This is a genomic window from Candidatus Hydrogenedentota bacterium, assembly GCA_019695095.1.
Lineage (GTDB): Bacteria > Hydrogenedentota > Hydrogenedentia > Hydrogenedentales > SLHB01 > JAIBAQ01.
This window is the reverse complement of the sequence record JAIBAQ010000009.1, coordinates 23,671-47,826: the sequence shown is the minus strand read 5'-3', so window position 1 is coordinate 47,826 and position 24,156 is coordinate 23,671. Positions and strand designations below refer to the sequence as shown.

Here is a 24,156-nt window from a genome sequence, read left to right as displayed (position 1 = left end):
CACAACACTTCGGAATATCGCTATTGCGCTGAGGGGCGCTGTTCCTGTAGTTCCTTCAGGTTGAAGTACGTGTACGGCAAGTTGCAGGCCGGTTCTTTCACCGTCGAGTTGGCTACCCACATCTCCAACGTTGCAGGCTTAAACAGAGCGTTGTGCATGTTGCTCTTCATTGCCACGCCCCGCGCCATGATATCCATTCCGACTTGAGGATTTATCTTGCCGTACATCTTCTGGACGCGGTCCGCGAGACAGTTGTAGCGGTCGTCTGCGGACAACAGAACCGCGTCTTCAACCGGCCTTGGCAACCGTTCGTTGAACTCGTTGGCATGGATGAACTGGATTTGCTCCGGCGTTGCCGCCACACCGACCGCGTCGCCGCGCCCGTTGTTGGCTTTCGAATCGCTGATGACGTAGTAGTACTCGCACGTGCGCTTGCTCTCGGACATGATGCGTTGCGCGTCGTCCAGCGTGTTCGCCGATTCCAGGCATTCGCGCAGCAGCAACGTCATGGGCATTCCGTCCCATTGACCTTCGCCTCTTCCGCCCATCTCACCAATGGCCACGTGCTGCATGTTCATCCCGGTCACGCTGCCGATTGTGCCCGAATACCCGACATTCACAAACGCATTAGCTCCTTCGGGTTCTTGGATGATGACCAAAGCCCACTTGTCGAGACCCGCATCGCGCATGTAGTCCAGGACGCGCCCATGAAGCAAGGAACCATCCTCGGTCGCCTTGCCCCACACGGCAAAGCCGCTGCAATGGAACAATTCGGGAAAGATTGTGAAGTTCTGCACGTCTTCTTCCGTCAACCCGATCGCTTCGGCCATCCCACGAATTTCGTCCTTGTACTTGTCGGGAATGAACGGGCTGGTCCGCGTCCATGCCTCGCGGATGCTCACTTGGTAGTTTTCTTTCCACTCAAACGCGCCAATCGTCTTAATCAGATTTGCAGCAGCTAGAATCTCCTCTTTCATCAACGTCCCGTGCTGCTTCCCCATTTCGTAATGGGTGCCCTTCAAATGCAGCACGCGCGCCAGGCCAATCTGTTCCAGGTAGGCTGGTCCGGATTCGGCCAGCAACTTTCGTGGCGCGGCCGGGGCAATTATCGCGTCGAGCATGTCAAGTTCTTTGCTCGTTCCTTCCAGCCAATGCCCGGCGGGCAAGGTGCGTTCGGCGGCCGGTTCCGCGCTCAATGCCGCTTCGGTCTTGGCCGCCGTCTGCGAGGTGTTGACGTTCGCTTGCGCTGGCGGGGATGCAGGTTCCGCGGCGGGAGCCGGCGGCGAAGTCTGTTCGGGTGTCCCCTTCGTTACAGCACCGTCAGGTGCAGCTACCGGAGCCGATTTACCGCAACCGGCGATAGCCAAGATAATGCAGAGTGTGAAGATAGTCCCGAAGCGTTTCATGGCGAGTCCCCTTGAAGAGCAATTGGCGCCGACCGGACGATCCAGGTCAGACGCTTCATTCTACGCGAATTCCGCCTCAACCTGAACCGCAAAAGCGCCGCATATTCACTCTGTAGGATGTATGCGACACATCGCCTTGAGCAGAGCCCTTTGAAATGGAGTGCCCCCGCCTTTACTATGCGCGCATGGGGGGATCCAACAACTTCCGCAACGTGGAGCACGGTCCATGCGTACTGTATTATCGGTCAGCGTCTTCGCCGCCCTTACGATCTTGTCCGCAAATGCTGCCGGACTGCCCATCGCCACCAACGGCCAATCCGCCTACACCATCGTTGTCCCCGCGGACACGATACCATCCGAATCGACGGCTGCAACGGAATTGCAGAGCCACTTGGCACAAGTCACGGGATGCACGCTGCCCATCGCCGTCGAGGGTACACCTGAAGCGGCCGGAACCAAGCGTATCGTCGTCGGCCCCGGACAGCTTTTCCGGGAAGCCTTTCCTAACTTCGACCTCGAATCACTGAAGCACGACGGGATCTTCATCAAGACGGCCGGCGAATCGCTCTATCTCGCTGGCGACAAACCGCGCGGCACGCTTTACGCTGTCTACACGTTCCTTGAAGACACCGTGGGCTGCCGCTGGTGGACTTCTTACGAAAGCTACACTCCAAAGAAGCCGGACTTGGAGATTCCCGCCCTCGACCTCGTCTACGTGCCCAAACTACGTTGCCGCGAAGCCTTCTATCGAGGCGCGTTTGACGGCGTCTATGCCGCGCGTAGCAAGTGCAACGGGCACTTCGAGCAGATAACGCCCGAATATGGCGGCCACTATTCCATCCTTGGATGGTGCCACACCTTCTACCAGATCCTGCCGCCGGAGAAGTATTTCGAGGCGCACCCCGAGTGGTACAGCGAAATTGGCGGCAAACGCACCACCGAGAACGCCCAGCTCTGTCTCACCAATGAGGAAATGAGAGCTGAATTCGTCAAGAACGCGCTCGAATGGATTCGCAAAGACCCAACTTCCGGCATTATCTCCATTAGCCAGAACGACTGCCACGGCCCCTGCCAATGCGCCAAGTGCCAGGCCCTTCAAGACGCGGAAGGCGCGGCATCGGGTCCTGTCATTCACTTTGTAAACGCCGTTGCCGAGGAAATCGAGAAAGAGTTCCCCGACGCGCTTATCGAGACACTCGCGTACAGCTACACCCGGCAAGCGCCAAAAACCGCCCGGCCTCGCAAGAACGTGCTGATCCGGCTCTGTTCGATCGAATGCTCCTTCTCGCAGCCGCTGGGAACGGGTCCCCAGAACGAATCGTTTCAGAAAGACATGCGCGATTGGAGCGGTATCGCCCACCAGCTCTATGTGTGGGACTATGTGACGAACTTCTCCAACTACCTCCTTCCCCATCCCAATTTACGCGTACTTGCTCCCAACATCCGCTATTTTGTCGAGCACAAGGCCGTGGGCTTGTTCGAGCAGGGCGATGCGGGCTGTTCTATCAGCGACTTCCCCGAACTCCGCGCTTGGCTCTTCGCGCACCTGATGTGGGACCCTTCGCGTGATGACAAAGCATTGATTGCCGAGTTTTTGAGTGGTTACTACGGCCCCGCCGCCGAACCCGTCCAGCAATACATTGATCTCATCCACAATGCGGTCGAGCGCAATGGCACGTATTTGCGTTGTTACATGCACAACACCTCCGAGTGGTTTGGTCTCGATGACATCAACCAGGCAACCGAACTGTTCAACGAAGCAGAGAAGCGCGTGGCAGGCAACCCCGAGTTGCTGGCGCGCGTTCAGCGCGCCCGTATGCCGCTCGATCACACGTGGCTCATGAATTACCGTCCTCTTAAGCGCATGGCCATGCGGGAAGACAAGCCGTTCCGTGGCCCCGAGAAACCCGAAGAGTTGCTCGAGCAATACATTGCGCGGGCGCACCTCTTCGATGCGGGCAGCTACAGCGAAGGCGGTCCGTTCTCGCACTACGAGGAGCTGCTGCATGACCGGTATCGCCCGGCCGGGATACTTCCGGAATTGTGCAAGGGACTGGACCCTGCCGATTTCATCGACGTTCAAGACAATCAGTTTCGCCTTGCCAATCCGGGCGAGTGGGCGAACATTGCGGACGATCCCTCGGCTTCGGATGGCCGAACGGCTCGCATGCCCTCCAATCACACGCAGTGGGCTGTCCAATATCCTGTCGAACCTGAAGTTGTAGACCTCGGGAAAGCGCACGCTTATGTCGTCGTACGGTGCGACGTCAGAGCCGGAGCGACGGGCGGGGCACTGGTCGTGGGCATTTACGATAATGCAGGCAAGACCGCGCTGGCGCAACGCACAGTAGCGGCCGATGACGCAGCCAAAGGCTATTGCACCGTGGATCTGGGTACGCACACGTTCACCACGGACGTATACGTTTGGGTAGCGCCGTTGAACAACCCCGACGCCATAGATGCGGTCTATGTCGACCGAATCTTCTTTGTCCGCGACAAATCGTAGAGTCCGGTGCGGTCAAGTGTAAAGCGTTGAATTCAGTGTCAGCCGGACCTACCATTCGCACGTATGGGAGAGCCTAACGACACAAAGCCTCGCGTACTGCTAATCCACAACTTCCTGTCTCCGTTTCGGATTCCCCTTTTTCGGGAACTCGCGACGCGGATGGACCTCGACGTGTGGATTCTTGGAGATATTCGCGCGGTGCGCGACTGGCCCGCCGACGCCCCAGAGGCGGGTTTCCGCCTGCGTAGAGTGCCGCATTTCCTAATCCCACTCGGCAGCCGATACAACGTCATCCTGCTCAATCCCACGCTCCCCTTCGATCTTATTCGAAACCGGTATGACGCCATTATCTTCTGCGCGTGGGATACGCCCGCGGCCTTCTACACCGCGCTTCACGCGCGCCTTACCCATGTCCCGTTCATCCTATGGAGCGGCAGCACCGCCGCCGAAGATACACGCCTCCGTCGCGCCACGTTGCCGATCGTGCGCTGGCTCGTGAAGAGCGCCACGGCATGGCTTGCATACGGCACCCGGGCTAAGGAATACCTCGTTTCGCTCGGCGCGGCTCCCGAACGCACCATGCTCGCCTACAATACCGTCGAAATAGACGAATTCGCAAAACGCGCAGCAGCCGTCCCTCGTGCGGAAACGCGCGCGCGCCTGGAGATTACGACCCGCCACCTTATCCTATATGCGGGCAATCTCCTGGACTTGAAAGGCGTCCCGGAATTGCTTGATGCCTTCGCCCTATTTTCGAAGCAACATTCGGATGCGACGTTGCTGTTGGTCGGTAGCGGAAACGGCGAAGCTGGATACCGCGAGTTCTGCGCCACTCACGGCATCACCGACAGGGTGCGCTTCGAAGGATTCGTTGCTCGTGAGGAACTGGCACGGTACTACGCCATCGCAGACTTGCTCGTCTTGCCATCACGCAGCGAGATCTGGGGCCTCGTCATCAACGAGGCGCTCGCGTGCGGCCTTCCCGTGCTCGCTACGGATGTCTGCGGCGCGGCGCCCGACTTGCTCCAGGACGGCGTCAACGGATACGTCGTGCCCTCGCGTAATCCGCGGGCCCTCTGTAACGCCATGCTGCGGTTTTTCGACGACACCACCGATCGTGAGGCCATGACCTGGGCCGCGCGCGACGCTATCGCGCCGTTCACCGTTGCCCGAACCGCCGACGCGTTCGTGGCCGCATTGAAGTGTGCGCTGGACTCGCACGCCTCATGAGTTACGCGCGCCAATACCTCTACCACACCGTTTCGTCCGTGGCCGCGGCGGTACTCTGCGGAATCTTGTTCTATGTACTGCGCGTCGTGCTCTATGGAAGGCTTTCCCACGAGGAATTCGGACTCTTCTACGCGGCCTTCTCGTTCTTCTCCATTCTTCAGCCGCTCTTTTCCTTCGGCTTCGATCCAGGTCTCACGCCCAACGTGACGCAATTCCGCGAGGCTCGCGACTACCGCTCCATGAAGGCCCTGCTCCTGGGGTCACTCGTCCCGCAAGGTCTGGTCGCCATCGCGCTCGCCGCACAAGTGTGGGTGTTTGCGGGCCCCATCGCCCAGTGGGCCTTGGAAAACACCGCGGGAGTATTCACCCTTCGCATCCTCGCCCTGCACGCATGTATCGTTATCCTCTTCAAGGTCGGGCAGCAAACCCTTCTGGGGCTGCAGTTCATCGCATGGCGCAACGCGGCTGACTTGATTCGCTCCGTTGTCTGCGTAGGAACGGTGGTGGTCTTTCTGAACTGGGGGGCGGGCCTCGCCGCCGTTGCCCCGGCTTATGTGCTCGGTGCAGTCGCGGCAATTGCGCTCCAATTCGCGGCAATTCTCGCTTCATACCGTCCATTGCTGCGCGCACCGTCCACATGGCGGCCCGACCTTCTGCGGGAATCCTTCAGCCACGGGAAATATTTGAGCATCGCCTTTGGTGGCGTGGTCCTCTTTGCCAACATCGATACCCTCATGCTCACACTAATCACCCACGACTTCCGCGGAGTCGCCGCCTACCAGGTCGCCGTGCCCACCGTGACTATCTTGTACACGCTCATGATGGCGGGCGCGCAGCCATTTCTCCCGATGGTACGCACACTCTGGCTCCGCAACGAGCGCGATTTACTGGCCGATGGCCTTTCCCGCATGTACGAAGCCGCCGTTGCGCTCATGCTGCCAATGGGTGTATTCCTCGCCTGCTTCTCCGACGTGTTCATGACGGTGCTTTTTAGAGGTGACGTGCTTCAAGCCCCGCTTGCCTTCAACATTCTTGCCATTGGCAGCTTGTTCTTCTTCGTTACCTTCCTGAACCTGCATGTCCTTGCCGGAGTCGAGGCCGCGCGCGACGCGTGCTGGGCCATCGTCGCGGCCCTCCTCACCAACACGCTGCTGGCCATCCCACTCATCTGGAGTATGGGAATCGCCGGGGCCGCACTCTCCACGGTCCTGTCCCACGGCCTCGCCGCCGCTTGGACTACACGGTCGGTGTGGCGACTCCTTACCCCCAGAATTCCCATCCGAGCCGCCTGTGCATCCGGTCTGCTCGCGCTTGCGTTAGGCGCTGGCTGCCTTGCTCTGCGGCAAACGTCGGCATTCGAATCTGCGCCCCTCGCAACTTCATTAGGCGCATGCGTGATCTCTATGATACTTGGCGTGTCATTCCTAGAAGCAACGGGGTTGTGTAACTTGCGCAATCTGTTTCGCGTGATCGTTAGCCGAAGATAGCTATAAGAAGACCTCTGGCAGTTTGGAATTGTTTTTTCATAAAACGCAATTTAATCATATGCCTAGACGCAATTTTCCTTGACAAGCTCCTCACTCCCTGAGTACTCTGAAATGGTGAACCGATATGGTGGTTCTGACGATACTCTTGAATTCTGGCGTTGTGGTTCTCTCAAACGGGTATGGGTGACGTAAAGCCTATCCCGATAGTTACTTAAAAGTGCATCCGAATCAGGGGACAGCCTGCCGGACAGGTGCGCAAGTGTTGAGTTGAGGCAAGGGTGATTTCATCCTACGCGCGCGCTCTTGGCAGGATGGAGGGAGATCCCATGCGAGCCCGATTGGCGCTTCTTGTAATCGTTCTTGGGGTATTCATTGTTGTCGCTGGGACTGCTGCCGCTCAGCAGCCAATCCCTCCCGACGCCATGAAGGCCCTGAAGACCCTCCAGGGCGGAGCGAATATTGAATCGGCGACGACTCTATACTCCGCGGAAGGCTACCTCCGCTTTATGGGAGCCCCGTCCGGCGCTTCCTTTGCCCCATCGGTCGCCGCAAAGAATGCCGGATCGGCTGACGCCGTCGCCAAAGCGTTTATCAACGAAAACGCCAAGGCATTTGGAGTTCTCAACCCTAACGTTGGCCTCACCACCACCCGCATCACATCAAAAGACGGGCGTACCTACGTGCGCGTGGGACAGACCTTCAAGGGCATCAAGGTACTGGGAGCCAGCGCAATCGTGCAGTTGAACGCGGCGAAAGATGTCGTCTGTGTCAACAGCGATATCATGCGCGAAGCCCCGAGCCTTTATTCGGGCTCTTTATCGACCACTCCGACGATTACCGCGAATGCGGCATCCCAAGCGGCGATTGCCGTCCTGAAATTGGAGAATCCGGAATTCCAATACACCACCTCGACTCCGGAACTGATGATCTACGCCCCAACCATAATTGGCAATCTCGGGCCCGTGCGCTTGGTGTGGTCTGTGGTTGTCGACAGCACTCCCATCGGAGTGAGCGAACGTGTGCTTGTCGACGCACATAGCGGGTTGGTCGCGTTCAAATGGTCGTTGATTCACAATGCCAAGTTTCGGCGCATTTACGACGCCCACAGCACTTCTTCCGGCACGCTCGCCCGCCAGGAAAGCCAGTCGGCCACAGGCATTGCGGATGTGGATTTAGCATACGACTACTACGGCGACACCTATGATTTTTACCAGGCCATAAATGGACGTGACAGCATCGACGACGCAGGCATGACCATGGTTGCGACCGTTCGCTATTGTCCTTCGATCTATTATTGCCCCTATCGGAATGCCGGCTGGAGCAGTTCGGCAAAAGCGATGATCTTTGGCAAGGACTTCGTTGTAGATGACGTTGTCGCGCATGAACTCACGCACGGCGTCACGGACTATACGTCTGACCTTATATACGCAAATGAGTCCGGCGCGATTAACGAGTCCATTTCCGACATGTGGGGGGAATGGGTCGATCAGTCGAACACTGCAACAGACATCTATGGCGATGACACCCCTGCCGCCAAATGGTGGATGGGAGAAGACATTCCGTTCGGTTCCGGTTATTACGGTGGGGCAATTCGATCTATGAAGAATCCTCCCGTGGTCGCGAACTTTCTGGACGGAGACTCTTACCGGATGCCCGACAGGTACTTGGGCAGTGGCTGGTTCTACGGCGTAGATGATAACGGGGGAGTCCATCACAATAGCGGCGTGGGCAACAAGCTCTGCTATCTGCTAACCGATGGTGATGATTTCAATGGCTTTTCGGTCACGGGGTTAGGTATCGACGCGGCATCGGATTTGGTTTACGAAGTTCAGACCAATCTCTTGAACGAATCGTCTGACTACCCCGAATTCGGTCTAGCTTTGCTGCAAGCCGCGGAGAATCTCGCTCTGGACGCACAGAATGTCAAGCGAGCATTGTTTGCAACGGAGATCCTGATCCCCGAAGGTTACCTTCGGAATCTCCGCGCTCAAGGCTCCAGTGAGCGATCCAACAAGGTTGTGCTGACGTGGGAAAACCCGGATTTCGGCGACTTCACAGGCGTAAGGGTCGTCAGGAATACACTTCATTTCCCAAATCATGACGCAGACGGCACGGTCGTAACCGACCTCGTGTTAGGCCAGACCAAGTACGTAGACGGGAATTTCGCATCCGGCACTCAACTGTTTTATGGGATCTTTCCGCTGACAGGTTCAGACCCGGAAAACGAACCGCTCTACGCACGGGTATATGTCGGGCAAGACATCGATTACCTCAGCGAAAACTACACCAACGGGACCGATCTTTCCTATCGTCAGATTCTTATCGCACCCACGGGCAGTCTTCTGCAGGGGTATGCATCCTTTCGCCCGGAGGACTACTTCAACTACCCGACGTACGAAGCCACCATCACAGACGCCGCGACCCTGCCTATCGCGAAAGAGAACATCTTCAACCTGCCGTTGACGGATGACGGATCCGTCTCCTTCTCACCCGACGCACCTTTCCCGTTCTTCGGGAACCTGCTGACGGAGCTGACCGTCAGCGCCAATGGGTGCATTACGGCAATCGTGGATCGTTACGCCATCTTCAGCGACCCGAACTATCCCACAACCTACGAAAAGCACTTCGAGTGGCCTCGAATCTCGTTCCTGTTCTCTGATCTGAACCCGACTGCGGGAGGACAAGTCTGGGGCCGCTTCCTGGACGACCGAATGGTTGTCACGTTTGAAAACGTTCCCGCTTTTACTGGAACTGGCACAACGATTCCCGGGCAGAACTACGGCAACACCGTGCAGTGTGAACTCTTCTATAGCGGGCATATTCGAATGACATATGGGGCGCTAACCGTCAAGAACGCCATCGTCGGCATATCCGATGGCCGGGGCCTCCCGTTGCTCGCCAAAGACCTCGTTGACAACGTTAAGAAACCCGAGGAAGTGGCCTCGAATCTCTCGGAGTTGACTCAACCCATTGCCGTTCAGATCGACCCAATTCCCATTCAATATGCGAGTGTCGGAGATACGGTCCAATTCACGGTTCACGCCACTTCTAGCATTGGGGGCACGCCCACCTATGGGGCGAATGGAACTCCCGGCGGCGCCTCCTTCAACACCACTACGGGCGCTTTCATTTGGGATACCGACGGCGCTTCCGCCGAAGTTCATGAAGTCGTATTTACCGCAACCGTTGGCGCAACTATCGCCAGTCAAATTGTCTACATCTACCTCACCGAAGACGACGTGGCGCCGATTGCGGAGAATCTGACGTTGCTGCCCACGGAACCCGCCGACGGCGATAACCTGTACGGCAGCTATGATTATGTGCACCCGACTCAGCCTGAAGGACCAAGCACGATCCTTTGGTACAAGAACAACGCCCACATACCCGCGTTCAACAACCAACTGACCGTGCCGAATACCGCAACGAAACCGGGTGAACTCTGGTACTTCACCGTCTTGCCCACGACAATTCCCGTAGGCTACACCGTGACGGGTTACGAATACCTGCGCGGCATTGCGTACCAATCGCCGATGGTTACCATCGGAGAGGCTGCAAAATCGGATGCCAACAAGGACGGCAAGATCAACTCCGTGGATCTGCAGGCGGTTGTTGCTGCGGTGCTCGGGACGATAGATCCGCGGATTAACCCAGACGCAAACGGTGACGGCAATACCGACGCATCGGATCTGCAAACTACCGTGAACTCGATCTTGCACGGAAACTAGGCGCAAGCACCAAATAGGCATGGGAACGCCACGCTACGAGATGAGGACAGCGGACTCGGTCCCGTCCGAGCGGAGTACGTGCGGCTTCCGAAGGCGCTTGTTCAAGAAAGACGACGGCGTCCCCGTAAGCGTCACTCATCTTAGTATTCACGACGCCCGTGAGCACTGGCACGAACACACGCACGAGTATTATTACGTATTGCACGGCTCGGGCATTCTGTTCATCGACGGAGAACCCGTACAAGTCGAGGCGGGCGATTGCGTTTGGATTAAGCCTGGAGCCAGGCATTACGCCCAAGGCGAACTGGAATCGCTGATTATCGCATCGCCGGCCTACGATGTTGCCGACACCCATTTCGCTGACAGCGCTTCCCTGGAACCAAGCGCTTCCATCTAATCTAAGAAGGCGCCCGGAGACTTACCTGCCGGGCGCCTTTGTCTTGTTTTACGAAGTCTCGAGAAAGCCGGGGCTAGCCGCGCTCTGCAAGCGGCTTCACCGGACGCAAAGCAGGACCCGTATATCGGCTCAACGGCCGGTAAATGCGGTTATTCATGGCCTGTTCAATAAAGTGGGCGCACCAACCCGTAACCCGCGACGCGACAAATAGCGGCGTATACAAATCGAGCGGAAGTCCCAGAAGGAAATAGGTCAGTCCGCACGGGTAGTCCACATTCGGCATGATGTTCTTCTCATTCACCATCGGATCCTTGATGGCATCATAGATGTCCATCCAGCGTTGTTCGCCCTTGCTCTCCGCAAGTTTGCGCAGTTCGCGCTCCAGAATGCGCGCCCGGTGGTCGCCGTGTTTGTAGACGCGATGGCCGAATCCCATCACTTTCTGCTTGGTGGCCAGCGCATTCGCGATCCAAGCCTTCGCTTCATCCGCGGTCTTGAATTGCTTCAGCATCTCCATCGCCGCTTCGTTGGCCCCGCCGTGAAGCGGCCCCTTAAGCGCGCCTATGGCCCCCGTAACACCGGAAACCATGTCTGACATCGTCGAACAAATCACTCGGCACGTGAACGTGCTCGCGTTAAATTCGTGTTCGGCGTAGAGCACAAGCGTCAAGTCAAGCAAGTGCGCCGATAACGCATCGGGCACGACACCATGAGCCTGGTACAGGATTTGTGCCGCGTGCGACAGGCCGCACATCGTCTCGATGGGTTCCTTACCGTTGATCAAACGGTACCGCGCCGAGATGATGGCCGCCGTCTGCCCAATCAACCACAGGGCCCGTTGATACATCGCGGGCGTGCTGTCTCCCTTGACGGGGTCGTAATGCCCTGCAAACGACACCATGGAGCGCAGCACATCCATCATCGGCACATCGTGTGGAATCAGCCGAAGCGCATCGACAACCGGTTTCGAAAGCGTATGCGCTTCCTCCACAACGGCTTTCAACACGTCAAGTTGAATCTGATCCGGCAATTCCCCGTACAGCAGCAAATGCGCCACTTCTTCGAACGTGGCGTGTTCAGCCAAGTCCTCGATGGCATATCCGCGATACAGAAGCACACCCTGATCGACGCACGCCACTTCCGTATCGCCCGCAATGACTCCTTCCAGTCCAGGCTTGAAATTCTCCTGGGACATGAACCCACCCTCCTTGAATTGCGATTTGCACCAGGCGCCCAGCCTTGCTCCGGGCCAACTATCGTATCCGCGGCGCACGAACCGCGGCTTGCGATTACACGTCGTAGTCGAGCAACTCGTACAGCTCTTGCCGTGTCTGCATCAGATCCAGCATGTCGCGCTGCGTACCCACTTCCCTCAACTCCTGTAGCGCCGATTGCATAGCCTTCATAGCAATCCGCTGCAAGGTCACCGGGAAGATCACGATGTTATACCCCATTTCCGAGAATTCATCCACACTGAGGTACGGCGTCTTTCCAAACTCCGTCATGTTCGCCAGCAAAATGGTGTCGACGTCCTGCGCGAACCGCGCAAACTCCTCCGCGCCCTGCAGCGCCTCGGGAAAAATGCCATCGGCCCCCGCCTCCAGATAGGCGTGTGCGCGCTTCACCGCGTCGTCGTAACTTGTCACCCCGCGCGCATCCGTGCGTGCCAACAGCAGGAAGTCGTCGCTTGTCTTGGCTTCTGCTGCCGCGGCAATCTTCTCACAGAATTCCTCCATCGACACAAGAGACTTGCCATCGAGGTGGCCGCAACGCTTTGGAAAATTCTGGTCCTCCAGATGAATCCCGCTGACGCCCGCCGCCTCCAGCAAACGCACCGTGCGCGCGGCGTTTTCGGGCCCGCCATACCCCGTGTCCGCGTCGGCAATGATCGGCAGACTTGTCGAATTCGCGATGGCCGCGCAATGCGCCACCGACTCCGAAAGGGTCATCAACCCGACATCCGGCACGCCGCCCACACTGTTGGCCAACACCGCCCCGGATAGGTAAATCGCCTCGAACCCTTCTTGCTCGATCAGGCGCGCGCTCAGCGCGTTGATCGCGCCGGGCATGGCTACCGTGTGGTCCGCGAGCAGCGCGCGCAAGCGATCGGAACGTTCCATTGAACCATGCGTCACAACGGCGTTCTCCGCGACAAATGTGCAACCAAACACACGCCCCGGCTGAAATCAGCCAGCCCCAAACTGCCCCCAACGTACTGAAGCGTGGCACTACACCCATGTCTATGTCAAGAACCGCGCCCCATAGGACCCATAGGTCCCATGGGTCCCTCCCCAACTGGACCCCACCCCCGCCATCTGTCACAATACGTTCACACGACAACAAGGAGACTTCCTATGCCGCCCGCGATTACTCGTCGTACTGCCATGTCCGTTCTCGCAGGAACCGTCGCCGGATCGCTTGTAGCCAGCGCGCAAGATGCCGCCGCGCCCGCCGATGGCCCCGTGAAGGGCAACCTGAAACAGTCCGCCTGCAAATGGTGCTATTCGAAGATCCCCCTGGACGAACTGTGCAAAGCAGGGGCGGCCATCGGTCTCAAGGGAATCGATCTGCTCGGCGAAAGCGACTGGGCCACGGTCAAGAACTACGGACTCGTCTGCGCGATGGCCAACGGCCCCAGCGGTCTTACCGACGGGTGGAACGACCCGAAGAATCACGACAAGTACGTGGATGAATCAGAGCGCCTACTGCCGCTCGCCGTCGCCGCGGGTGTTCCCAACATGATCGCTTTGTCCGGCAATCGCCGCGGCTTGAGCGACAAAGAAGGAATCAAGAACTGCGCCAAAGGGCTGAAGCGCATCATGCCGACGGCAGAGAAGTTGGGCATCAACATTTGCATGGAACTGCTCAACAGCAAGCGCGACCACAAAGACTACCAATGCGACCACACCGCATGGGGCGTGGAATTGTGCAAAGAAGTCGGCTCTGACCGCTTCAAACTTCTCTACGACATCTACCACATGCAGATTATGGAAGGCGACGTCATCGCCACCATCGAAGCGAACCACCAATACATCGCCCACTACCACACCGGCGGCGTTCCCGGACGCCACGAAATCGACGCCACCCAGGAACTTAACTACCGCCGCATCTGCGAAGCCATCGTCGCTACCGGCTTCACCGGCTACCTCGCCCAAGAATTCATCCCGGCGAAAGACCCGATCCCGTCGCTGACCCAAGCGGTTCGGATATGCGATGTGTAGCGGAGAGCAACTTTAGCGAAACGGCACGGCTATGTCCGAATCATCGATGAATCGGGAGAGAACTAACTCTATCCGGCATCGTACTTCGTGGCGGTTGACATTCTTGCCTCGGCTCAAGTACTCCTGAGCCTTTAAGTGCAACGTCGAATGCGCGTGTTGCCCACTGGGGAAGAATCACGGCACGAAGAGAGCTGTGTCGCAAGGCAGTTAAACTGTCATCCCGAGCGAAGCGAGGGATCTGGCGTAAGATCGGCTCATTCCGGCGCCAGATGCTTCGCTGCCGCTCAGCATGACAATCCAAAGCGAGTTCCAAATATTGTTTAGATGAAGCTGTTTTTTGGGGGAGCGGTACGAAAATACGACGTCTCCTGCTGTGGCGCGGTTTCCTGACCGCGCCACTCTTACGACCGTCAGGTCTCCTCTTAACTTAGCGTTTTCGCATCGCTTGCTGATGCACCCCTCACTCCTTCTTCCGCTTGTCCCTCAGGTAAATCGCCTTTCCGCGCCCTTCGCCGACTTGCCGTTCCTCGATGTCGAACAGCTTGATGGCGTTGATCAACTCGCTGAGTTTGGCGTACCCGTAGTTGCGCGGGTCAAACTCCGGCGACTGTTTTGCGATGTTGCTGCCCACATTGGCGAGGTGCGCCCAACCGACTTCGTCCGATGACGATTCGACCGCGTTGCGAATCAAACGGACCAACTTCGTGTCTTGCTTCAACTCGGAAGCCGACTTCCGCGCAATCGCGTCGTTCTCGTTAATCTTCGCGCGCAGCACTTCGGTGTAAATGAACTTGTCGCACGCCGACACGAAGGCCGCCGGTGTCTTCTTCTCGCCAAACCCGTACACAAGCAAACCCGACTCCCGGATACGTGATGCCAGCCTCGTGAAATCGCTGTCGCTCGACACGAGGCAGAACCCCGTAAACTTTCCCGTGTACAGCAGGTCCATCGCGTCGATAATCATCGCGCTGTCGGTGGCGTTCTTCCCGCGCGTGTACCCGAATTGCTGAATCGGCTGAATGGAGTGCTCCAGGAGCACCTCTTTCCAGCCTTTCAACGCGGGTAACGTCCAATCCCCATAGATGCGTTTCACGCTGGCCACGCCGTACTTCGCAATCTCCGCCAGCAATCCTTCGATAATCGAACTCTGCGTATTGTCCGCGTCGATCAATACCGCCAAGCGTTCCGCTTTTTCGACCGCCATGGTCCCTCGATTCTGCGCCAATGCGCCCGCTTTCTCGCCGCCCCTACTTCGGCACCCAGAATTCGTTCTCTGTGCGCGCGGTCTTCAGATACTCCTCGATCTTCGCGACAATGTCTGGGTGGTCCGCGGCCACGTCCTTCGTTTCCCCGATGTCGTCTTTAATGTTGTACAGCTCAAGCGGCCCGTGAAGCCCATTGCGGATGCCTTTCCAGTCACCGTACCGCACCGCGCAATCGAAGCCTCCCTCATGAAATTCCCAATACAGAAACTCATGCTGCGGCTGCTCCACCAACTCCGGTTTCACGCCGTTTGCTTTCAATGTCGGCACAATGGATATCCCGTCGATCCCTTTCGGCGGTTCCACGCCCGCCAATTCGGCAAGCGTCGGCATCACGTCCCAAAACGCCCACACCTGCTCGCTTACCGCGCCCGGCTTCAACGTCCCCGGCCACCACGCCAGCATCGGTTCACGGATGCCTCCGTCCGTAAGGTCGCGCTTGTAGCCGCGCACCGGCCCGTTGCTGTCATTGAAGTCGGCATCCGATCCGCCTTCCCGGTGCGGACCGTTGTCGCTCGTGAAAAACACGATGGTGTTCTCCGCGATGCCCAAGTCGCGCAACCGATCCAGAACACGCCCCACATCGCGGTCCATCCGCGTGATCATCGCGGCTCGCCCTTGCTCCGGTTTCGGCCACGCCTTGTCCGCGTACAGCCCGTAGTCCGGCACCTCCATACCGTCGCCTTCCGCGCGCCCGCGTTCGTTATTCGCGTGCGGTATCGTCAGTGCGAGATACAGAAAGAACGGTTCTGCTTTGTGCGCTTCGATCCAACTCAAGCCCTCTTCGATAAACAGGTCGTGTGAATACTGTTTCCGCTCGACGGCAACACCTTTTTTTGTCGGACTCTGCACGTTGCCCTCAATGGGCACCCGCTCCTCGCCGCGCCACAAAAAGTCCGGGTAGTAATTGTGCGCGTGACCCTGGTCCGTGTAACCGAAGAAATAGTCGAAGCCTTTCTTGATGGGCGACCCCGTCGTATCCGGTTCGCCCAAGCCCCACTTGCCAATCAGCGCCGTTGCGTACCCCGCCCGCTTCATCAGTTCGGGGATAGTCACGTCCTCTGGGCGCAGGGATTGCCTTCCGTTTCCGCGTATCCACGCGTGCCCGCAGTGGTACCCGGTCATCAACGAACACCGCGACGGCGCGCACACCGTGCTCCCCGCGTACGCTTGCGTAAACCGCACGCCCTCCGCCGCCATCTGATCCAGCCGCGGTGTTTGAATTACTTTTTGGCCGTAGCATCCGAGATCGCCATACCCCAAGTCATCCGCAAGGATAAAGACCACGTTCGGACGCTTCGCCGCCGCGCCAGCCGCATCCTGGCCGCGCGCCACACTCGCCCACAAGCCACTCCCCGCCGCAACCCCAGCGACCCGCAACCATTCCCGGCGATTCATATACATAGGGGATCTCCTCGTTCGTCTCCTCTATCTTAGTCGCATGAGGTGCCATATGCACACTACAGCGAAATAGAACGAAGAAGCAGTCTTGCCTGACTGTAAGCAACCTCCAACTCGCGACATGAAACCTTCCGCTTGCAAACGGGGGGCGCTTGCCATATACAATCGCAGGCGTGAAAACTAAACGTTGTAGCGGTCTTCTGTTGCACCCGACCTCGTTACCGGGCCGATTCGGAATCGGTGACCTGGGAAGCGAGGCCTATCGTTTTGCCGACTTCCTCGCAAAGTACGGTCAGCGCGTTTGGCAGGTTCTGCCGCTTGGACACACCGGATACGGCGACTCGCCCTATCAGTGCTTCTCCTCGTTTGCGGGCAATCCTCTGCTAATCAGCCCAGAACTGCTTGTTGAGGACGGCCTCCTCGACCCGCAGGAAATTTCCAATCCGCCGGACTTTCCGTCGGACCGCGTCGATTTTGGCTGGGTCATCGACTGGAAACGAGGACTCATCGACAAGGCCGCCGCCGCGTTTAAGGCAAACCCGAACCACCCGGATCGGCACGCCTTCGACTCGTTCTGCACCGACCAAAACTGGTGGCTCAGCGATTACACCCTGTTCATGGCCGCCAAGCAGGCGTACAAATGGAAGCCGTGGACAACCTGGGACGACGGCCTCCGGCAGCGTCTCGATGATTCGCTCCGGCATTGGGGCGAGGCTCTCGCAGAACCAATCTATGTGCTGAAGTTCGTCCAGTTTCAGTTCTTCAAGCAGTGGTGCGCGCTCAAGCGCTACTGCAACGAACGCGGCATCCGAATTCTTGGCGACATCCCCATCTATGTCGCCTGGGATAGCGCCGACACGTGGTCGCACCCCGACCTGTTCTATCTCGACGAAAAAGGCTACCCCACGGTTGTCGCCGGCGTTCCGCCGGATTACTTCTGCGCAACCGGTCAGTTGTGGGGCAATCCGCTCTACCGCTGGGACGTCATGGAACAACGCGGGTATTTCTGGTGGATTCAGCGCATTCGCGCCACTTTGTCGCTCGTCGACATCGTGCGCATTGATCACTTCCGCGGCTTCGAATCCTACTGGGAAGTTCCGGCCAGCGAGGAAACCGCCGTCAACGGGCGTTGGCTGCCCGGACCGCGCGACAACCTCTTCAATGCCATTCGCGGCGCGTTGGGCGAAGTGGCCATCGTCGCCGAAAACCTCGGCATCATCACGGACGAGGTGGAAGAACTGCGCCACCGGCTTGGATTCCCCGGCATGGCCGTCCTCCAGTTCGCGTTCGGCGCGGACGCCCGCCACTCGGGTCTCCTGCCCCATCTCTGGGAACACAACACGGTCGCCTACACCGGCACCGCCGACAACGACACCACTGTCGGCTGGTGGGACGCCAAAGGCGGCTCTACCCAGTCGCGCAAGGCCATATCTGCTGAACGCGCCTACGCGAAAAACTACCTCAACACCAGTGGCAAAGACATCAATTGGGTGTGTATCCGTGCCCTCATGGCCTCGGTTGCCGATACGGCGGTCGTTCCCGTTCAAGATATCCTCGGCCTCGACAGCGAGGCGCGCATGAACCTCCCGGGGAGTTCGGGAGGTAGCAATTGGCGCTGGCGCTTGGCCTCGGGCATGCTGAATGACTCCGTGGGCGAACGGCTCGCCGAATTGACCGACATATATGGACGGCTACCGGACAATACCACCGGTTCGCAGTAAATCCGGCGCGTAGTACCGGCAACTATCGATATACCTCCATGAAGAGTTCCATCAGATTCGCAATTCACCGCGCGTCGCTCGACGACCAATACGAGTGGCTGCGCATGCGGCAGCTTCTATGGCCGCAAGGCTCTGAAGACCAGCACCGTGCCGAAATGAAGTCCATCATGACCGCATACGACGCTGTCGTCATGGTCTGCCCACGCCCGGGTGGAGGCCTTCAAGGTTTCGTTGAAGCCTCCATCCGCCGCCATGCCGAAGGCTGCGAAACCAGCCCCGTTGGGTACATCGAAGGCTGGTATGTAGACAAGGACGCCCGCGGCCAGGGCGTCGGCAAAGCCCTGATCCGGGCCATCGAAGAATGGTCGTTCGCCCGGGATTGCCGCGAATTGGCATCCGATGCCGTGGTCAGCAATGCTATGGGTATCGCCGCCCACCTGCATGTCGGTTTCGAAGAAACGGAACATGTTGTCCATTTTCGGAAAAGAATCGAACCAGTCCCGTAGTCGATCCAAACCAACACACAAGGGGAATCAACAATGAAGAAGCTGCTTGCAACGTTACTCGCGTTCTCGCTCGTTCTGGTGGTGGGCATGGCGGTGGTCCACGCCGCGGACAAGCCGGAAGGAGCCAAGGTCCTTCGTCATGTCGTGCTCTTCAAGTTCAAGGCCGACGCCACGCCGGAACAGGTCAAGAGCGTAGAAGAAGCCTTCGCCGCCATGAAGGGCAAGCTGCCGCTGATCCAGGACTTCGAATGGGGCACGGATGTCAGCACGGAAAATCTGCAACAAGGATTCACGCACTGCTTCTTCGTGACCTTCAAGAGCGAAGCCGACCGCGACGCCTACCTGCCGCACCCCGTACACAAGGAATTCGTCAAACTTGCCGGCACCTGCCTTGAGAAGGCGCTGGTGGTGGACTACTGGGCCCGCGACTAGAAGCCGGCATCCAAACAACGTTAAGGACCTGAACGAGTCGAGATTGAGGAGCGGCCTAACGGCTGTCTTCGCCTCACTTGATCGTTCGGGTCCTTCTTTTATTGCAGCGCCACTTCGCCCAAGTCCGTCTTACCATTCGGAGGCAAGACCACTTCCGGCAGATCAAGCGTCAGCCCACTGATTGTCTTTAGCTTCACCGTGAACTTGCCCGGCGGCAGCGACGGAAACACAACGCGTCCCTCTTTATCCGAATCGGCCTCGTCGGGCCACCACGGTCCGCGAGTCGGGTGAAAGAGCATGACACCCACATTCTCTTCGGCAACGGGCCGCCCCTCGGGCGTCACGAGTTCCATGCTGAGTGACGCCCCCGGCACCATCGTGATGACCATTTCTTCAGTCTGGTTGGCGTTGCCTGGCAATACATCGAAATAGTTGTTCGCAAATACGCGCCGCGTCGGGTCCCACGCGCGCACGTAAAGCCATTGTTCGGCGGGTATCGACACCACCCCCCGTCCATCCACATCCGTCAACGCGCCCTGCGCGATAGGCTTGCCGAACGCGTTGGGCTCTTTGGATGCGATAGGCATCATGTTGACCAAAGGCCGCCCCTCCATATCGACCACTCGCACGCGCGCCAATGTGGTTTGAGAACTCGCCGCAGGAACGGGGCTGACAGGAGATTGCTGCGTGGGCGCCTGCGACTCCACCGGCTTGTCCGTAGGAGCGGGTGGCGCGGGCGAACACGCCGTGATAAGCACAACCAGAAGTACTATGCCACGTCCCACGACGGCGTCCCTCAATACGCGACGTCCGGCTCAACACGAGGTGCAGGACTCGTTGCCTTCTCGACTGGACGAGTCGCGTCTACACTCTCGGCCTGCGCGGCTTCTTCGCTCGCAAACTGCACTTCGTACAGACGGCGGTAGACGCTGCCTTCGCGCTGCAACAGTTCGTGGTGCGTCCCTTGCTCGACTACGCACCCATTGTCGAGCACAATGATTCGATCCGCTCGCTGCACCGTAGACAGTCGGTGTGCAATCACGATCGACGTGCGCCCCACCACAAACTCCTCGATAGCCCTCTGAATCGCGCGCTCGCTCTCGGTGTCCAGACTTGAGGTGGCCTCGTCAAGAATCAGAATGGACGGGTCCTTCATCAGCGCGCGCGCAATCGCCAGACGCTGGCGTTGCCCGCCCGACAATAGTCCACCCGATTCGCCCACGGGCGTGTCGTATCCGCGCGGCAACCGCTCAATGAACTCCTCGGCGTGCGCGGCCTTCGCGGCACTGCGAATGCGGTCATCCGAATACGTGGTCCTGCCCGCGGTAATGTTCGCGCGTACAGACTCGTTAAACAGGATGATCTCTTGCGTCACGATGCCGATCTGCGCGCGCAGGCTCTCTTGTGTCACCTTCCGAATATCGATGCCATCGAACCGGATCGCGCCGCCGGTCACGTCGTAGAAACGCGGCAACAACTTCACGACTGTACTCTTGCCCGCGCCGCTGTGGCCGACGATCGCCACCATCTCGCCCTTCTTCACTTCAAACGACACGCCGTGCAGGACTTCCGTCTTGCCGTCGTATCCGAACTGCACGTTGTCAAAGCGGATGCCGTCTTTAATCGGTTTCAATTCGACCGCGTCCGGCGCATCCAGAATCTCGGGCTTCATGTCAATGAACTCGAACGCGCGTTGTGCGCTGGCCACACTGCTCTGCACCGCGTTGTTCACCGACGTGATTTTGCGAATCGGATCGAGCATGCCCGCCAGCGCGACGTACAACACAGCGAGCTCAGACAGTTCCAGGATGCCGTCCTTAACCTGTTTGGCGCTGATATAAATGAAGACCACGAAACCAATCATCATCACGATTTCGGTCAGCGGGCCAATGGCCGCGTCGGCCCACATCATCTTCAGACCCTGACGCTCCAGCTTCCGGTATTCACGATTCACCACACCGATGGCGTAATCTTCCATCGAATACCCTTTGACGATACTAATCCCCGTCACGGTCTCCTTCGCTACCGTCTGCAACGATGCGACCTTCTCCAACGACCGTCGCGCGCGCCGTCGCACGCTTTGGCCAACCTTAATCATCACGTAAGCGACCGGCGGCAACACACACAGTCCAATCAATGTGAGCGACACGCTTTGCCACAGGGCGATTCCCAGGAACATGAGCGCCTTGAATGGCTCGCGAAACAACTTCATGAACACGACCGTCAAACCGCGGCCCGCCATAAAAATATCGTTGGTCAGTCGCGCCACCACTTCTCCCGAGGTGCGCTGCTCAAAGAACTTCAGCGGCAAACGGATGATGTTTGCGTACATCTCCTTGCCGAGTTGTATCGTCACAAAGGTCGCAATCGACGCCGACAAGTACTCCTGCAAGAACCGCGCAATGCCGCCCAGAATGGTCAGCGACATGACCAATACACACACCCACGTCATGGCGCGCATGGGGTTTTCTCGAAGATAGGCCAGCCTCGTCGCGATCAACCCATTGATGTCACCCGCCAGCCGGTTGGCATACTTGCCTCCAATGAACGCATCAATCTTGTCCGCGCGCTGGCTCACATTCTTCTGAACATGCGCAAGATCGCCTGCAACCTTCGCATCATTGGATTCAAACACGTACTTAACGATGGTGCCCGTGCCGATAATCACGCCCCCGAACGAACCGGCAACAAAAAAAGCGAATACGATCGAGGTCGCCAGCCGGAACTTGTACCGCATCACGTAGCCAAGCAACCGGTTGTAGATCGGCCACGTGCGGCCCTGCGCGTCGCTCAGGTGGCGCGGATTGTATTCGCCCGTATCGTCAACACCATGCATAATTCTGTCCGTTTCTTAGGTAAGGAAACTCGAGATTCGAGGCTATCACAACGCCTCGCAATTCAACAAGGAAAGCGTCCGCTCAGCGCGGCATAACTCGAAACAGTTCAGACGCATTTCGCGTGGTCTGCTCGCAGAATTCCTCAAACGTCAGTCCCTTCAGCGCCGCCAGAGTCTCCGCAGTGTACCGCACAAAGGCAGGCTCGCACCGCTTGCCGCGCACCGGTTGCGGCGCTAGATACGGGCTATCCGTTTCAATCAATAAGCGATTCATCGGCACGGCCAGCGCCGCTTCACGCAACGACCCAGCCTTTGGAAAGGTTACGTTCCCAGCAAACGATACGTGAAAGCCCCAGGCCACACACGTTTCGGCAAACGCCGCATCGCCCGAGAAGCAATGCATGATGCCGCCCGGCAACTGTCGCGCATACTCGTCCAACGTCGCCGCCATATCGTCTTCGGCATCACGGTTGTGAATAACCACCGGCAGATTCAGTTCCACGGCAAGGTCCAATTGAGCGCGAAACGCGTTCTGCTGCGCTTCACGCGGAGCCGTGTTGTACTTGTAGTAATCGAGGCCAATCTCTCCGATGGCCACCACACCGGAACGGCTCCCCATTTCCCGCAATTTCGCAATGCCCTCTTCCGTGACATACTCGGGATGGTACGGATGCACACCCACAGCCGCATACACACGGTCTCGTGTCAACGCAACCGCCGCCTCGCTCGATTCTAGATCGTCGCCGATGACCACAATCCACTCAAGCGCATCCAGCGCGCGCGAAATAGTAGCCTCGCGGTCTTCGTCGAACTTTTCAGACTGGATATGGCAGTGCGTATCAACAGGCCGCTTCATAACGGAATCCGGAAGGCAATCACCGACTGCCCCAAGCGTAGCGAAGCGGAGACGGGTCTGTCCCAAGTTTCCACAAAGCGGAGTAAAGAGAAGACGGGTTTGTCCCTGTCGATAATTCGGTTCTTCACGGGGGCCTAGTTCTGGGGATTCGCCGGCCGGTTTTCCTGGCCACCGCCACCCGAACTCTTCCTGCGGCGGCGTCTCCTGCCACGGCGTTGTCCGCCGCCCTCGCCCGCCTGCCCTTCCTGCGGACGCGGACCCTGCGGACGGCCACCCTGCTGCGGGCGTTGCTCGCGGCGTTGCCCCGACACTGCGTTGGTGTCCTCTTCGTCCACCATCACGTCCGCATCGTCCTCGAACTCTTCGGTGATGACTTCCTCGTCGCCATCGGCGACTGCCAGCAGCCGTTCTTTCCAGTCGGACGGACGATACGGCGAATCGGCGAACGCGCCCTCGTGCCCGAACACATCCGCCTCGATCGGCTCCTCTTCTTTCGGAGCCGATTTCGCCGATGCCTCTGCGCGCTTCGCGTCTTTGTACATTTCGTTTTCGTAGCTCAGGCAGCACAACAATCGGCCGCACTGCCCGCTGATCTTGGTGGGATTCAACGACAGGTTCTGCCGTTTCGCCATCTTCATCGAGATCGGTTTGAACTCTTGCAGCCACGTTGAACAACAAAGCTCACGCCCGCAGACCCCGATCCCGCCGATAATCTTCGCTTCGTCGCGCACTTGAATGTGGCGCAACTCGATGCGCGTCTTCAGATCCGTCGCCAAGTCGCGTACAAGATGCCGGAAATCAACGCGATCCGCCGACGTGAAGTAGAACACAACCTTGTGCTTGTCGAACGTATACTCCACGTCCACCAGCTTCATGGGAAGCTTGTGCTCTCTGATGCGCTGCGCGCAGATGTCCTTCGCGCGCGCTTCATCGATAAGGAGTTGGTGATACGTGCCCTCGTCGTTGTGGGTCACCTTCCGCACAACAGTCATCTTGAGCCGGCTCTTCGCTTCTTCGGGACACTCCTCCGGCGGCAGCACACACGTTCCCCATTCGAGACCGCGGTCGCTGCGCACGATGCAATTCTCATCTCGCAACAAAGGAATATCTTCGCTCAAGAACGTAAAAACGCGCGTGGGCTTGCGCAATCGAATCTTCACCATCTGCATG

18 protein-coding genes are annotated in these 24,156 nt (G+C 58.2%); 9 read left to right on the top strand and 9 right to left on the bottom strand.

Annotated elements, in window-relative coordinates:
- Positions 1-20: 20 nt before the first annotated feature.
- A complete protein-coding gene (locus K1Y02_02990; GenBank protein MBX7255304.1) occupies positions 21-1,406 on the bottom strand; it encodes a peptidase C45 in 1,386 nt (461 codons plus the stop codon).
- 226 nt (positions 1,407-1,632) lie between these two features.
- Between K1Y02_02990 and K1Y02_02985 the strand changes: the two genes are divergently transcribed.
- The 5 genes from K1Y02_02985 to K1Y02_02965 all read left to right on the top strand — a co-directional run bounded on the left by K1Y02_02985 (position 1,633) and on the right by K1Y02_02965 (position 10,751).
- Complete coding sequence (locus tag K1Y02_02985) at positions 1,633-3,912, top strand: DUF4838 domain-containing protein (GenBank protein ID MBX7255303.1); 2,280 nt, start codon at positions 1,633-1,635, stop codon at positions 3,910-3,912.
- A gap of 63 nt (positions 3,913-3,975) precedes the next feature.
- Entirely contained in the window at positions 3,976-5,142 is a 1,167-nt protein-coding gene (locus tag K1Y02_02980) for a glycosyltransferase (protein MBX7255302.1), read from the top strand.
- On the top strand, positions 5,139-6,629 hold the full coding sequence (locus tag K1Y02_02975; protein ID MBX7255301.1) for an oligosaccharide flippase family protein: 1,491 nt from the start codon (positions 5,139-5,141) through the stop codon (positions 6,627-6,629). Before K1Y02_02980 ends, K1Y02_02975 begins: the two co-directional genes overlap by 4 nt.
- A gap of 326 nt (positions 6,630-6,955) precedes the next feature.
- Positions 6,956-10,354 carry a M4 family metallopeptidase gene (locus K1Y02_02970; protein ID MBX7255300.1) on the top strand — a complete coding sequence of 1,133 codons (3,399 nt, stop codon included), beginning with the start codon at positions 6,956-6,958 and terminating at the stop codon, positions 10,352-10,354.
- A gap of 40 nt (positions 10,355-10,394) precedes the next feature.
- Positions 10,395-10,751: a cupin domain-containing protein gene (locus K1Y02_02965; GenBank protein ID MBX7255299.1), complete on the top strand. Its 357-nt coding sequence runs from the start codon at positions 10,395-10,397 to the stop codon at positions 10,749-10,751.
- A 73-nt stretch (positions 10,752-10,824) separates the two neighbouring features.
- Here K1Y02_02965 and K1Y02_02960 read toward each other — a convergent pair whose 3' ends face one another.
- A complete protein-coding gene (locus K1Y02_02960; GenBank protein ID MBX7255298.1) occupies positions 10,825-11,946 on the bottom strand; it encodes a bifunctional 2-methylcitrate synthase/citrate synthase in 1,122 nt (373 codons plus the stop codon).
- A gap of 94 nt (positions 11,947-12,040) precedes the next feature.
- Entirely contained in the window at positions 12,041-12,871 is an 831-nt protein-coding gene (prpB, locus tag K1Y02_02955; protein MBX7255297.1) for a methylisocitrate lyase, read from the bottom strand.
- Positions 12,872-13,105: 234 nt separating this feature from the next.
- Between prpB and K1Y02_02950 the strand changes: the two genes are divergently transcribed.
- The gene (locus K1Y02_02950; protein MBX7255296.1) at positions 13,106-13,972 is read left to right on the top strand and encodes a TIM barrel protein; all 867 of its coding nucleotides are present in this window, start codon (positions 13,106-13,108) and stop codon (positions 13,970-13,972) included.
- A 460-nt stretch (positions 13,973-14,432) separates the two neighbouring features.
- On the opposite strand, the gene K1Y02_02945 is transcribed toward K1Y02_02950, so the two are convergent.
- Both K1Y02_02945 and K1Y02_02940 read right to left on the bottom strand, forming a co-directional pair.
- Positions 14,433-15,176, bottom strand: coding sequence for an NYN domain-containing protein (locus K1Y02_02945; protein MBX7255295.1), 744 nt, complete (start codon positions 15,174-15,176; stop codon positions 14,433-14,435).
- A gap of 43 nt (positions 15,177-15,219) precedes the next feature.
- A complete protein-coding gene (locus K1Y02_02940) occupies positions 15,220-16,632 on the bottom strand; it encodes an arylsulfatase (protein ID MBX7255294.1) in 1,413 nt (470 codons plus the stop codon).
- Positions 16,633-16,808: 176 nt separating this feature from the next.
- Between K1Y02_02940 and malQ the strand changes: the two genes are divergently transcribed.
- Genes malQ through K1Y02_02925 form a run of 3 tightly spaced genes read left to right on the top strand, consistent with a single transcriptional unit; the run spans position 16,809 to position 19,294 of the window.
- Positions 16,809-18,356, top strand: a complete 1,548-nt coding sequence (malQ, locus tag K1Y02_02935; GenBank protein MBX7255293.1) for a 4-alpha-glucanotransferase — start codon at positions 16,809-16,811, stop codon at positions 18,354-18,356.
- A gap of 38 nt (positions 18,357-18,394) precedes the next feature.
- On the top strand, positions 18,395-18,862 hold the full coding sequence (locus tag K1Y02_02930; GenBank protein ID MBX7255292.1) for a GNAT family N-acetyltransferase: 468 nt from the start codon (positions 18,395-18,397) through the stop codon (positions 18,860-18,862).
- Positions 18,863-18,895: 33 nt separating this feature from the next.
- Complete coding sequence (locus K1Y02_02925; GenBank protein ID MBX7255291.1) at positions 18,896-19,294, top strand: Dabb family protein; 399 nt, start codon at positions 18,896-18,898, stop codon at positions 19,292-19,294.
- 98 nt (positions 19,295-19,392) lie between these two features.
- Here K1Y02_02925 and K1Y02_02920 read toward each other — a convergent pair whose 3' ends face one another.
- The 4 genes from K1Y02_02920 to K1Y02_02905 form a co-directional block, all read right to left on the bottom strand.
- Entirely contained in the window at positions 19,393-20,079 is a 687-nt protein-coding gene (locus tag K1Y02_02920; GenBank protein ID MBX7255290.1) for a hypothetical protein, read from the bottom strand.
- Positions 20,080-20,090: 11 nt separating this feature from the next.
- Positions 20,091-22,130, bottom strand: coding sequence for an ABC transporter ATP-binding protein/permease (locus K1Y02_02915; GenBank protein ID MBX7255289.1), 2,040 nt, complete (start codon positions 22,128-22,130; stop codon positions 20,091-20,093).
- An 82-nt stretch (positions 22,131-22,212) separates the two neighbouring features.
- Positions 22,213-22,986, bottom strand: a complete 774-nt coding sequence (locus K1Y02_02910) for a TatD family hydrolase (protein MBX7255288.1) — start codon at positions 22,984-22,986, stop codon at positions 22,213-22,215.
- A 134-nt stretch (positions 22,987-23,120) separates the two neighbouring features.
- Entirely contained in the window at positions 23,121-24,155 is a 1,035-nt protein-coding gene (locus tag K1Y02_02905) for a stage 0 sporulation protein (GenBank protein ID MBX7255287.1), read from the bottom strand.
- Position 24,156 lies beyond the last annotated feature (1 nt).